The organism is Mycobacterium sp. E3305 (assembly GCF_001666785.1).
GTDB lineage: Bacteria > Actinomycetota > Actinomycetes > Mycobacteriales > Mycobacteriaceae > Mycobacterium.
Genome location: NZ_LZJA01000146.1, coordinates 1 through 11,652 on the forward strand (window position 1 = coordinate 1; position 11,652 = coordinate 11,652).

The following is an 11,652-nucleotide window of genomic DNA, read 5'->3' on the forward strand; positions in this document are numbered from 1 at the left end:
CTGGTTTCGACCAGCGGGTCCGTTCCCGTCGTGAAGTGGAACTCAGTGTGCGCCAGGGCCGGGAGCAACCGGCTGACCGGGCTGGGGCCCTCCGGCCGGCGCGGGGCCGGTCGGGGCATCCTTGACCCCCGACATGTCGACGAGCGGGGCACCTTCGAGGGGCGCACCGGCCGCCAGGGGCCCACCGAGGGCAACCAGCGGAGCGCCGGCGGGCACCACCGGCGCGATGGGCAGCGGCGCGCCCAACGGCAGCGGCAGCGGCGCGCCCAAGGGCAAGGGCACGGGAGCGCCGACCGGCAACGGCCCGGGCACGGCCAATGGCACACCGGCCATGTCGGTGAGCGGCGCGCTGGCCGCGCAGACCTGGGCGGTCGGCGCGCCACCGGCGGCCGCTCCGCCCGCGGCGCCGGGCCCGGCCAGCGGCGCGCCCGCGACGGGGCCCCCGACCTCGCCCGCCTGCCCCTGAACGCAGGCGTAGCCGCCCGTCTTCAGGGGAGCGGCTGCCGCATCCGGGCTCAACGCAAGTGCGGCTCCGCACAACCCAAGGCTGGCAACTACTTTCATGTTGAACCGATCGACGATCGCCATCAGCGCCGACTCTCCTTTAATTCGCGCTCACATATCTGATGCAGCAGATAACGAGCCAATTGTCGGTAGTCACCACGAAACGCCCGAGGCGGCGCACCGCGCCGTATCCAAATGGTGACGTCACAAGGGCGTCACGAGCCGGGTACGCGGCCGCGCAGGGCAAAGACCTCGTCGCAGCAACGTTGCGGTCTGGCCGATCCGAATTTTTCCGCAGCTCATTCCCAGGGAATTTTCGGCGACCCAACATGTCTTAAAGGTTCTATAGAGGTAAACGAACGGTGAACGATCAAAGGGAGGATCGCCATGCCGGGACAGCGGGCCTACGGCCGATTCATCAAGACAGCGCTAGTGAGTGGCCCCATCCTGGTGGCCGGTGTCGCGTTGGCAGGCCCGGCGCACGCGGACGCGACCACGTTCGTCAGCGACCTGCACAAAAACGGGATCCATGCGGTCAGCGGCGGTGACGCGGCGCTGGTGCAGATGGGCCTGAGCGTCTGCCAGCAACTGTCGTGGGGCGCCCCGCCGTCGCAGCTCGAGGGTCTGGCGTTGCAGCGCTCCGACAGCCGGCAGGGCGCCGGCGGGATCACCCCCCAACAGGCCGACGACGTGGTCATCGACGCCGTCCGCGATCTCTGCCCGGACGCATAGCCATCGGTCTTTGCCCACAATTCATCATCGGGATTTATCTTCCCCAGCGTGTTTGGCGGCGCTTTCGTGTAAAAGTGCATCATCCGCGATTCGGGCACGGGACGAAGGAGAACATTTCGATGGCAGCACAGCGGCCCTATGGCCGGTTCATGGGCGCAGCGTTCGCAGGCGCCCCACTTATGGCCGCGGGCATCGTCTGGGCCAGCCCGGCCCGGGCCGACGCGGTTGCCTTCATCAACGACCTGCACAACGCCGGCATCCACGCCGTCAATGGCGGCGACGACGCGCTGCTGCAGATGGGAGCGGACCTGTGCCAGCAGCTCTCCTGGGGCGCCTCCCCGCAACAGCTCGAGGGCCTGGCGATCCAGCGCTCGGACGCCGACCAGGGCACCGGCGGAATCAACGGCCGGCAGGCCGCGGACGTCGTGATCTTCGCCTTGCGCGATCTCTGCCCCAACGCTTAGCGGTGAGCTAAGTTGCGGGAATGGAGCTGAGCGCGCGCAACCTGGGCGCGCTCGGCATCCCCGTCCCGGCCTACGACCGCAGCCAAATCAGAGTCGGCATCGTGCATTTCGGCGTCGGCGGCTTCCACCGCGCCCATCAGGCCATGTACATCGACAGGCTGCTGGGCGACGGGCTCGCCCAAAACTGGGGAATCTGCGGTGTGGGCGTGCTGCCCGATGACCGGCGCATGCGCGACGCGCTGCGCGCCCAGAACCACCTGTACACGTTGATCCTCGAACACCCGGACGGCACCCGGGAGCCCCGCGTCATCGGCTCCATCGTCGACTTCCGTTACGCCCCAGACGATCCCGATGCGGTCATCGAGCTGCTCGCCGCCCCGACCACCCGGATCGTCTCACTCACCATCACCGAAGGCGGCTACCACCCGCCGCTGAGCGACGTCTACCCGCTGGTGGCCGAGGCGCTGAACCGGCGCCGCGAACGCGACCTGCCCTCCCCCACGATCGTGTCGTGCGACAACATCGTCGAGAACGGGAGCGTGGCGCGGGACGTGTTCACGTCGTACGCCGAGCGGCACAGTCCCGCACTCGCACGGTGGATGCGCGAGCACACCAAGTTCCCCAACTCGATGGTCGACCGGATCACCCCGGCCACCACGCCGGCCGCGATCGAGCGGCTGCACACCGAATTCGGCGTGCGCGACGCCTGGCCGGTGGTCGCCGAGCCATTCGCCATGTGGGTGCTCCAGGACGACTTCGCCGACGGCCGGCCGCCGCTGGACAAGGCGGGAGTCCAGCTGGTCGACGACGTGGCGCCGTATGAGGAGAGGAAGCTGCGGCTACTCAACGCGGGCCACCAGGGCCTGTGCTACTTCGGGTACCTGGCCGGGTACCGGCTGGTGCACGAGGCCGCCCGTGACCCGCTGATCGCCGAATTCCTGCACCGCTATTGGGAATACGAGGCGATGCCGACCCTCACCCCCGTCCCCGGACTGGCCGACTTCAAGGACGGGCTCCTCCCCCGCTTCGGCAACGCCCACGTGCGCGACACGGTCGCCAGGCTGTGCGCCGACTCGTCGGAACGCATCACCAAGTGGCTGCTGCCCGTGGTCGCCGACAACCTGCGACGCGGCGGGCCGGTCGGGGTGTCCGCTGCGATCGTGGCCAGCTGGGCGCGCTACGCCGAGGGCGTCGACGAAGACGGTCGGCCGATCGAGGTGGTGGACCGGCTCGCCGGCACGCTCGTCCCCATAGCCCGTTCCCAGCGCGACGACCCGACCGCGTTCCTCGCCAACCGGGCGGTGTTCGGCGACCTCGTCGACCAGCCCCGCTTCGTCGAGCCCTACCTGTGGACGCTGGACTCCCTGCACCGCAGCGGCGCGCGGGCCACGCTCCGGGCACTCGTCGAGGCCCGCGAATGACGCTGGTCGCCGGCGTCGACTCCTCGACGCAGTCCTGCAAGGTGCTGATCTGCGACGCCGCGACGGGTGAGGTGGTCCGCGAGGGGCGGGCCGACCATCCGGGCGGGACCGAGATCGACCCCGCCGCATGGGAATCCGCCGCCCGCGCGGCGATTGCGTCCGCGGGCGGCCTGGACGGCGTGGAGGCGATCGGGGTCGGGGCGCAGCAGCACGGCATGGTGTGTCTCGACGCGAGGGGCGAGGTGGTGCGGCCGGCGCTGCTGTGGAACGACGTGCGTTCGGCCGACGCGGCGCGCGCTCACCGACGAGCTCGGCGGCGCGGGGGCGTGGGCCCGGGCCGTCGGCGTGGTGCCGCTGGCCGCGATCACGGTGGCCAAGCTGCGCTGGCTCGCCGACCACGAGCCGGGGCACGCCGACCGCACGGCGGCCGTCTGCCTGCCGCACGACTGGCTGAGCTGGCGGTTGCGCGGGGACACCGACATCGCGGCGCTGACCACCGACCGCAGCGACGCCAGCGGGACGGGCTATTACGACGCGGCGGGCGGCTCCTACCGCGTCGACCTGCTCGAGCTGGCCATGCGGGGCCGCCGCCCGCGCCTGCCCGCCGTGCTGGGCCCGTCGAACGCAACCTGCAGCGGCACAACCACATTCGGCGCGGGTCTCGGCGACAACGCCGCCGCGGCGCTCGGCCTCGACGCCGACGAGGGCGACGTCATCGTGTCGGTCGGGACATCGGGCGTGGTGGCCGCGGTGACCGCCGGCCCGGTCCGCGACGACGCGGGCTTTGTCGCCGGGTTCGCCGACGGCACCGGCCGCTACCTCCCGCTGGTGTGCACGCTCAACGCCGCCCGGGTGCTGGACGCGGCCGCCGCCATGCTGGGGGTCGACCACGACGGCCTGTCGGAGCTCGCGCTGTCCGCGCCGCCGGGCAGCGCCGGGCTGGTCCTGGTGCCCTACCTGGAGGGTGAGCGAACGCCCAACCGCCCCAACGCCTCCGGCGCGCTGCACGGCCTGCGTGTCGCGAACGCCGCGCCGGCCAACCTGGCCCGGGCCGCGGTGGAAGGGCTGCTGTGCGGGCTCGCCGACGGACTCGCCCACCTGGCCGCGCACGGCGTGGTCGCGCGGCGCATCCTGCTGATCGGTGGCGGCGCGGGGTCGCGGGCCCTGCGCGTCATCGCCCCCGCGGTGTTCGGCGTACCCGTCTCGGTGCCCGCGCCGGGGCAGTACGTCGCGCTGGGGGCGGCGCGGCAGGCGGCCTGGGCGCTGAGCGGATCGGCGCGACCGCCCGCGTGGGCCCGACCCGGAACCGAGGAGTACACCGCCGACCCCACGCCGGAGGTGCACGAGCGCTACGCGCGGGTGCGGAACCTGACCGAGGGGGCCTAGTCGCAGGGGCGGAACACCGGCAGCACCCGGTATTTCGCGGAGAAGCTGGCCTTCTCGTATTCGTCGCCCACCTCGCCGTCGCACGCGATGACCGTCGGGCCGTCGACGGCGGTGAACGCGAACTCCGGCACCTGCAGCTCGTGATACAGCGGGCTGCGCTCCAGCCGCCCCAGCGCGAGCGCGGTCAGGATCCTGGTCCGCCACCACCGACGTCCCGCCTCGAGCATCCGGACGTCGATCAGGCCGTCGTCCATCCGGGTCCGCCGCGACGGGGCGAACCCGGTCGGCAGGTACAGCGAGTTGCCGAGGAAGAACAGCGACGTCAGCAGCGTCTTGTTGTCGTAGGAGATCCGGACCGGCTCGTCACGGCGCAGGGTGTGCAACATCGCGTAGAGACCGGCCAGCGGCTTGCCGATCCGCTTCTCCAGCTTCTCGCGCTGCTGCACGAAGGTCGGGTAGGCGCCGATGCTCGCCGTGTTGAGGACCATCTGACTTTCGTTGAGGCACACCAGGTCCACGCACGCCACGCTGCCCCAGCGGATCGCGTCGACGGTCTTGGCCACGGTGTCGCAGCCGATGTCCTTCGCGAAGTGGTTGAACGTGCCGGCGGGGAACACGGCCAGCGGCAGCCCGGTCTCGATAGCCACTCCTGCCGCGGCCGCCACCGTGCCGTCGCCGCCGCCGACGGCGAGCACCTCGGCGCGCTCGGCGGCCTCGCGCAGGACCTGCTGCGGGTCGTCGTCGGGGCCGAGTTCGCGGATGTCCGCCCTCGGCAGCGCGTCGCGCACCTCGTCCACGACACGGGACCCGGTGCCGCTGCCCGATTCGGGGTTGATGACGAGCACCACCCCGGCGCCGTCGGGGCGTTCGGGCGCCGGGACGCGAAGCGGTTCGGCCTTGGGCAGTGCGGTTTCGACGATCGGCGGGACGAGCCGGCCGCCCAGCACCGCCACGCCCGCCCCGATGCCGAACCCGGCGACGACGTCGCCCGGGTAGTGCGCGCCGGTCACCACCCGCGAGAGCCCGACCAGCCCGGCGAGCAGCGCCAGCCCGAAACCGAGCATCGGGTTCTCCAGACCGACCCCCACGGCGAACGCGGCGGCGCTCGCCGAGTGCCCCGACGGGAAGGAGTTCGACGTCGGGCGCCGGCGGACCTGCCTGACCAGCGGCACCAGCTCGTAGCCGGGGCGCGGGCGGCGGCGGATGCGTTTGGCGACCTGGTTGGTGACCAGGCTGCTGACCGCGAGCGACACCACGCCGCGCGCCGCGCCCCGCTGGGCGCTCTTACTTCCGGTCGCCGTCAGCGCCGCGGCGATGGCGAACCACAGCTTGGAGTTGTCGGCGGCCCGGGTCAGCGGCGGCATGACCGTGTCCAGCAGCGGCGTGTCCGTCTCGGCGATCGCCTCGAAGAGCTCCCGGTCGAGGGTGCCCAGCCCCTGGGTGATTTGTTTGATGCCGCGCGCGCGTTGCCAGGGCCGCCTGTTCATTCGCTACACCCTAAATTGGTTGGCGGACATGGACGCACCGGGCTACTTCCAGGCATGGCGGGACAACGCCGCGCGGCGGGGCGTGGCCCCGGACGTCGTCGCGGAGATCGCCCGGCGACACGCCATCACCCCGGACACCTTTCGGGTGCTCGGGAAGACGGCGGAGATTCGGGACCCGGACGGCAAGTCCTTCTTCCTCCTGCCCCGCGGCATCGGCGGCGGCGACGCCCGCGCGGCGACGCTGTGCACCTACGTCCTGAACGCGGGCACCGGCTACGGCAGGAAGGGGGCGCACCGCACCGACTTCCCCCCGACGCCGTATGGCGCGGCAGAAATCACACGAATCATGCGGCGGCAGAACGCGAACGGCTGGAGCTACACCCGCGACGTCAGGTTCGTGGATCGCAACGGCGGGCAGCTCGTCGCGACGCCGAACGGCATCCTGATGGGCCTGGGCGGCAACTGGATCCAGCGCCAATTCTGCCGGCGCGGCGGCACCACCTGGGGTGACATCTTCATGGTCAACGTGGGCGCGGTCACCGACCCCGCGGGATGGCTTCGCCGGATCGTCGAGTCCGGGCATGCCTGGTACGTCCGCGCCGACGGGACGCCCGTGCAGACCCGCCTCGACCTGGATCGCGTGCTGCACCACGAGGAGCGGCACTGCCGGCAATGGGCGGAGAAGGGCTACGCGGGCATGCTGCGGGATTACGGCCGAGAGTTGGTCCGCGAATACGCCTTCGGCGCGATCAACAGGCTCGAGGAGGACGCGGGACTGGCCGACGGCGGCTATAGAGCGTCGATCCCGTGGTAGAGCACCATGGCACCGATCAGGACCAGGACCGCCGCCAGCAGGGCGGCGTTGTTGCGGTCCATCCAGTCTTTGAGACTCGCCAGCGTGTCGTCGAGGCGGCTGCCGGCCGCCGCGTAGGCCAATATCGGGATGGCGACGCTGGACGCGGCGATCGCGACGAAGAACGCGGCGGCCAACCAGTCACCGGCGAGGCCGAGCCCGGCGGTGCCGATGCCCAGTCCGGCCGGGACGCAGATGAGCAGCACATCCGGCCGCACCACCGCCAGGACCGCCCCCATGATCCCGGCCCGGGCGGGGGTGATGGTGGCGAACGAGCGCATCCATTTCGGCGACTCGGTGTCGCCGTGCCGGTTCAGCCATTTGTAGATGCCGTACACGATCAGCCCCGAACCCAGCACCACGCGCAACCACGACGACCATCGCGGCGGCGACTTGTCGAGACCGCCGAGCAGGTGGGAGGCCGTGACGGCGAGCGCCGTGAGCGCGGCAAGGGTCAGCGCCCAGCCGGCCAGGAACGCCAGGCCGGTCGGCCGCGGCCGCGGCGCCTGCAGCACCAGCACCGCCGGGATGACCGTGAGCGGCGAGAGGGAGATGACCAGTCCAAGCGGAACGAGCCCGGTGAGCACGGTGCCCCAGCTACCTGCCATGGGCAGCAATCTACAGGGCGTGAATCCCGTTGTAGAGCACCATCAAACCGATCAGGACCAGGATTATCGCGAGCAGCGTCGCGTGGTTCTCCTCCATCCAGACTTTGAGGCGCTCCAGCGGATCGTCGAGGCGGTCGCCGGCGCCGGCATACGCCAATATCGGGATGGCGACGGTTGACGCGGCGATGACGACGAACACCGCGGCGGCCACCAGCTTCCCGGCCGCGTCGAGGCCGCTGCTGCCGACGGCCAGGCCGGCCGCCGCGCACATGATCAGCACCTCGGGCCGCAGCACCACCAGCACCGCCGCGGTCACGCCGGCACGCGCTGGGCTGAGTGTGGAGAACGAGCGCATCCAGCGCGGCATGCTGCCGTGCCGATGCCGGGTCAGCCATTGGTAGCCGCCCAGTGCGATCAGCGCGGACCCCAGCACCACCCGCACCCACGACGCCCAGGTTGGCGGCGCCTTGTGCAGGCCCCCGAGCAACTCCGAACCGCTGACAAACGCGGCGGTGAGGGCCGCCAGGCCCAGCACCCACCCGGTGAGGAAGGCGAGGCTGGCCGGCCGCGGCCGCGGCGCGTGCAGAACCAGGACCGCCGGAACCACCGTGATCGGCGAGAGCGCGATGACCGCCGCCAGCGCGACGAGTTTGGTCAGCACCGAACCCCAACTTGCGTCCACGGGCAGCAATCATCGCATTGGGGTGCCGCGCCCGCATGGGTCCGGCGTAAGCGCCGCCCTCAGAACGGCTTTCGGCGCAGCGTCCAGGCGGGCACCCAGTGCGTGACGGTCTTGCGCTGCGAGCCGTAGGCGACCGGGTAGGTGACCAGGCCCCACCAGTCGCCCTGCTCGCAGAGGCCCCAGCAGCTGAGCAGTCCCTCGACGACCTTGTGCAGTTGCAGCCCGTTGGGCTGGTACCGGCCGGAGCGGTGCGGCTCGCGCGGGAACAGCACCGTCAGGTCCACCAGGACCGCGAGCGGTGGCCGCACCACCCGGAACGGGCTGCGGACCGGCTGGCCGTTGTACCCGATGGACGCGAACTGCCCCATCGATCGATCATACGTTCGAATGGGAGGTCGGTTCGCCGAGTTTCCCGTTTCCGAGCCCGCGGCCGGGCCGGTGGATATAGTCGGCTCAGCTAACAAGGGGAGGTCCCAGATGAAGATGGCTTGTGCCGCTGGCCTATTGGCCTTGGCCGGGTTGCTCACCACCGGGGTGGGCGTGGCCGGTGCCGACCAGGTGGAGGTCGAGGGCAACTATTCGAGCCTGGCCGGTTGCGAGGCGGACGCCCCGAACGTCGAGATCACGCACAACGACCACCTGTACACCCATTGGGACTGCCGCCAGGGCTCCGACGGCTTCTGGCACGTGTGGCTGCTCAACTGACGCGGGCGTAGGCGACCAGCGGCGGGAACCCGATCGGGCTCTGGCACCATAGCGGCGTGCGGAACCCGCTTCGCCGCCCGTCGGCCGCGCTGGACCCGCTGCTCGTCGGGCTGCTCGCCGTCGCGGTGAGCCTGGGCGGCGCGGGCCGCCCGTCGTTCTGGTACGACGAGGCCGCCACCATCTCGGCCGCATACAGTCGTTCGCTTGCCCAGCTGTGGCGGATGCTCGGCAACGTCGACGCCGTGCACGGCCTGTACTACCTGCTGATGCACGCCTGGTTTCAGGTCTTCCCGCCCACCGAGTTCTCCTCGCGCGCCCCGAGCGGCCTGGCCGTCGGGGGCGCGGCCGCCGGAATTGTGGTGCTGGGCAGGCAGTTTTCGTCGCGCACCGTCGCGGTGGCGTCCGGCGTCTTCTGCGCGGTCCTGCCCCGCACGACGTGGGCGGGCATCGAAGCCCGCCCCTACGCGCTGTCGATGATGGCCGCCGTGTGGCTGACGGTGCTGCTGGTGCTCGCCGCGCGCCGCGACACCGGTTGGCTCTGGGCGGCCTACGGCCTAGCGCTGGCCGCGTCGATCGCGCTGGAGGTGTACCTCGCGCTGATGATCGCGGCGCACGTCGTCCTGCTGGTCGCATCCCGTTGCGGGCGAGGGGTTTTACTGCGGTTCGCCGTCACGGCGGCGTTCGGGGTCGGCGCCATGGCGCCCTTCTTGGTGACGGTCGCGGGGCAGGCGCATCAAATCAGCTGGATCGCGCCGATCGGCCGCCGGACGCTCGAAGACGTCGTGGTGCAACAGTATTTCGAACGCAGCCCCCCGTTCGCCGTGCTGTCGGCGCTGGTGATCGCGGCGGCTATCGTGTTGTGGCTCAGCAGGTCCGCGCCGTTGGCGCGGTCCGACGGGCAGCTGCTGGCCCTCGCGGCGGCCTGGCTCGCGCTGCCGACCGCGGCGATCGTGGCCTACTCGGCGCTGGTGCACCCGATCTACACCCCGCGCTACCTTTCGTTCACGGCGCCGGGCATGGCGCTGATCCTGGGCGTCTGCACCGCCGCGGTGAGCGTCCGGCCGTGGTTGACGGCGGCCCTCGTCGCCCTGTTCGCCATCGCCGCTGCCCCCAATTACGTTCGGGCGCAGCGTAATCCGTATGCCAAGTACGGGATGGACTACAGCCAGGTGGCCGATCTGATCAGCGCCCGGGCGGCACCGGGCGATTGCCTGCTGGTGAACGACACGGTGACGTTCATGCCTGCCCCGATGCGCCCGTTGCTGGCGGCCCGCCCGGATGCCTACCGCAAGCTGGTCGACCTCACGCTGTGGCAGCGGGCGACCGACCGCAACGACGTCTTCGACACCAACCTGATTCCCGAGGTCGTCGCGAGGCCGTTGAGCCAGTGCGGGATCGTGTGGATCATCACCCAGGCCGACCCGTCACAGCCGGCGCACGAGGCCGGTCCGGCGATCCCGCCCGGACCGGTCTACGGGGCGACCCCCGCCTTCGCGGTCCCGCACGACCTGGGCTTCCGGCTCGTCGAGCGCTGGCAATTCAACCTGGTTCAGGTGTTCAAAGCGCAGCGCTAGTCACCAGATGCGGATGTAGTCGACCAGCATCGACGCCGGGAAGGTGCCCGCCGCCGGATCGCCGGCGCCGACACCGCCCACGGCGAGCGTGAACATCGGCGTCATCCAGTAGCCGGGAATGTTGAACGGCCACCGGAAATCGTCGGGGGCGCCACCGGCGACGTGGATGGGCTTGTTGGGGACCTTGAAGTATTCGGCGCCGTCCCGCGCGAATTCGAATCCCTCCTCGCCCCAGTGCATTCGCCAGGTGTGCCAGTTGCTGTCGACCAGGCCGGGGATCGACTTGCCTTCCCACGTCTTGCCATTGGACGCCGCGTGGACGGTGGTGCCCGGCGCCCAGTTGCCGTTGCCGTACCACTCGAAGATGTCCACCTCGCCGTCGGGCAGCGGGTCCTCGTTGACGCCCCAGAACGACGGCCACAGGCCCGGGTACAGGCAGTCCAGCTTGATCCGCGCCTCCCAGGTCTGGTTGATCATGCTGCGGAAGTTGCCGCGCAGCTTGCCGCTGTAATAGGTGTTGCTCAGCAGGTCGTGGGTGGCGCACAGGACGAGATTGGAGTGCCCGTCGACGAACACGTTCTGGCGGTCGTTGCGGTAGATGCCCTCCACGGGCGGGAACACGTCGTCCTGCCAGGTCTGGATCGTCCACTTGCCGGGGTCGGGCGGGGAGCCCGCGGGGCCGTCGAACTCGTCGGCGAAGATGTAGGGCCCGCCGCCGGCCGAGGGTGGTGCCTGCGGCGCGGAGGGGGCGGCCCAGGCGCCCGGCAACCGCATCGCAGCCCCCAGCATGCCGAGCCCCGAGATCAACATCATGCTGCGACGATCCATCTACAACCCACCAATCGTGAAAGCCGTGTTTCGACCCAAGCCCGCCACCCCTAGGCAACTTTTGCAAACGGTGTTATGAAACCACGCGCCGGGGTGCCACGCATGCCACACCCGGGCCGTGGCGGCGACTTTTCGCGTGCTGAAGACACCGCGGGTCAGGTCAGCGGGAGGACGGTTCGCTCAGCTTGACCAGCGTCTTGCCGATGTTGACCCCGGTGAACAGTCCGTTGAGCGCGTCGACGCACGACTCGATGCCGTCGAAGATGGTCTCCCTGTGCTTGAGCCGGCCCTCAGCCTCCCACCGCCGCAGCGCCGCGAACGCCTCGTCGAAGCGTCCCCACTGGTCGAGGGCGTTGAATCCCTGCATCAACGCGGTCTTGGACAGCAGGTTGACGTAGTTGGCCGGAC

12 protein-coding genes and 2 pseudogenes are annotated in these 11,652 nt (G+C 70.6%); 7 read left to right on the top strand and 7 right to left on the bottom strand.

Annotated elements, in window-relative coordinates; all coding sequences use genetic code 11:
- Nucleotides 1-42 precede the first annotated feature (42 nt).
- Nucleotides 43-588, bottom strand: coding sequence for a hypothetical protein (locus A5701_RS13630; protein ID WP_067754119.1), 546 nt, complete (start codon nt 586-588; stop codon nt 43-45).
- A gap of 303 nt (nt 589-891) precedes the next feature.
- Between A5701_RS13630 and A5701_RS13635 the strand changes: the two genes are divergently transcribed.
- The 4 genes and pseudogenes from A5701_RS13635 to A5701_RS13650 all read left to right on the top strand — a co-directional run.
- Nucleotides 892-1,236 (top strand): DUF732 domain-containing protein, encoded by a 345-nt coding sequence (locus A5701_RS13635; protein WP_067754122.1) that lies wholly within the window; start codon nt 892-894, stop codon nt 1,234-1,236.
- Nucleotides 1,237-1,415: 179 nt separating this feature from the next.
- Nucleotides 1,416-1,700, top strand: coding sequence for a DUF732 domain-containing protein (locus tag A5701_RS13640; RefSeq protein WP_197498986.1), 285 nt, complete (start codon nt 1,416-1,418; stop codon nt 1,698-1,700).
- 20 nt (nt 1,701-1,720) lie between these two features.
- The gene (locus tag A5701_RS13645; protein WP_067754124.1) at nt 1,721-3,121 is read left to right on the top strand and encodes a mannitol dehydrogenase family protein; all 1,401 of its coding nucleotides are present in this window, start codon (nt 1,721-1,723) and stop codon (nt 3,119-3,121) included.
- Nucleotides 3,118-4,504, top strand: a pseudogene (locus tag A5701_RS13650) (FGGY family carbohydrate kinase); the annotation flags it as partial. The gene A5701_RS13645 and the pseudogene A5701_RS13650, both read left to right, overlap by 4 nt.
- Here A5701_RS13650 and A5701_RS13655 read toward each other — a convergent pair.
- A complete protein-coding gene (locus tag A5701_RS13655; RefSeq protein ID WP_067754127.1) occupies nt 4,504-5,994 on the bottom strand; it encodes a bifunctional phosphatase PAP2/diacylglycerol kinase family protein in 1,491 nt (496 codons plus the stop codon). The pseudogene A5701_RS13650 and the gene A5701_RS13655 overlap by 1 nt on opposite strands.
- 28 nt (nt 5,995-6,022) lie before the next feature.
- Between A5701_RS13655 and A5701_RS13660 the strand changes: the two genes are divergently transcribed.
- Nucleotides 6,023-6,808, top strand: coding sequence for a hypothetical protein (locus A5701_RS13660; RefSeq protein WP_067754150.1), 786 nt, complete (start codon nt 6,023-6,025; stop codon nt 6,806-6,808).
- On the opposite strand, the gene A5701_RS13665 is transcribed toward A5701_RS13660, so the two are convergent.
- The 3 genes from A5701_RS13665 to A5701_RS13675 all read right to left on the bottom strand — a co-directional run bounded on the left by A5701_RS13665 (nt 6,784) and on the right by A5701_RS13675 (nt 8,505).
- Complete coding sequence (locus A5701_RS13665; protein WP_067754147.1) at nt 6,784-7,455, bottom strand: GAP family protein; 672 nt, start codon at nt 7,453-7,455, stop codon at nt 6,784-6,786. The genes A5701_RS13660 and A5701_RS13665 overlap by 25 nt on opposite strands.
- Nucleotides 7,456-7,465: 10 nt before the next feature.
- Entirely contained in the window at nt 7,466-8,116 is a 651-nt protein-coding gene (locus A5701_RS13670; protein ID WP_067754130.1) for a GAP family protein, read from the bottom strand.
- A gap of 80 nt (nt 8,117-8,196) precedes the next feature.
- The gene (locus A5701_RS13675) at nt 8,197-8,505 is read right to left on the bottom strand and encodes a hypothetical protein (RefSeq protein ID WP_067754133.1); all 309 of its coding nucleotides are present in this window, start codon (nt 8,503-8,505) and stop codon (nt 8,197-8,199) included.
- A gap of 109 nt (nt 8,506-8,614) precedes the next feature.
- On the opposite strand from A5701_RS13675, the gene A5701_RS13680 reads away from it, so the two are divergent.
- Nucleotides 8,615-8,842, top strand: a complete 228-nt coding sequence (locus A5701_RS13680; protein WP_067269225.1) for a hypothetical protein — start codon at nt 8,615-8,617, stop codon at nt 8,840-8,842.
- A 56-nt stretch (nt 8,843-8,898) separates the two neighbouring features.
- Complete coding sequence (locus tag A5701_RS13685; RefSeq protein ID WP_067754136.1) at nt 8,899-10,416, top strand: glycosyltransferase family 39 protein; 1,518 nt, start codon at nt 8,899-8,901, stop codon at nt 10,414-10,416.
- On the opposite strand, the gene A5701_RS13690 is transcribed toward A5701_RS13685, so the two are convergent.
- Entirely contained in the window at nt 10,417-11,244 is an 828-nt protein-coding gene (locus A5701_RS13690) for a family 16 glycosylhydrolase (protein ID WP_067754140.1), read from the bottom strand.
- A gap of 160 nt (nt 11,245-11,404) precedes the next feature.
- Nucleotides 11,405-11,652 (bottom strand): annotated as a pseudogene (locus A5701_RS13695) (NADP-dependent oxidoreductase); the annotation flags it as partial.

Coding starts and splice junctions, on each gene's coding strand:
- A5701_RS13630 (WP_067754119.1), bottom strand. CDS start 588: ATGGCGATCGTCGATCGGTTCAACATGAAAGTAGTTGCCAGCCTTGGG.
- A5701_RS13635 (WP_067754122.1), top strand. CDS start 892: ATGCCGGGACAGCGGGCCTACGGCCGATTCATCAAGACAGCGCTAGTG.
- A5701_RS13640 (WP_197498986.1), top strand. CDS start 1,416: ATGGCCGCGGGCATCGTCTGGGCCAGCCCGGCCCGGGCCGACGCGGTT.
- A5701_RS13645 (WP_067754124.1), top strand. CDS start 1,721: ATGGAGCTGAGCGCGCGCAACCTGGGCGCGCTCGGCATCCCCGTCCCG.
- A5701_RS13655 (WP_067754127.1), bottom strand. CDS start 5,994: ATGAACAGGCGGCCCTGGCAACGCGCGCGCGGCATCAAACAAATCACC.
- A5701_RS13660 (WP_067754150.1), top strand. CDS start 6,023: ATGGACGCACCGGGCTACTTCCAGGCATGGCGGGACAACGCCGCGCGG.
- A5701_RS13665 (WP_067754147.1), bottom strand. CDS start 7,455: ATGGCAGGTAGCTGGGGCACCGTGCTCACCGGGCTCGTTCCGCTTGGA.
- A5701_RS13675 (WP_067754133.1), bottom strand. CDS start 8,505: ATGGGGCAGTTCGCGTCCATCGGGTACAACGGCCAGCCGGTCCGCAGC.
- A5701_RS13680 (WP_067269225.1), top strand. CDS start 8,615: ATGAAGATGGCTTGTGCCGCTGGCCTATTGGCCTTGGCCGGGTTGCTC.
- A5701_RS13690 (WP_067754140.1), bottom strand. CDS start 11,244: ATGGATCGTCGCAGCATGATGTTGATCTCGGGGCTCGGCATGCTGGGG.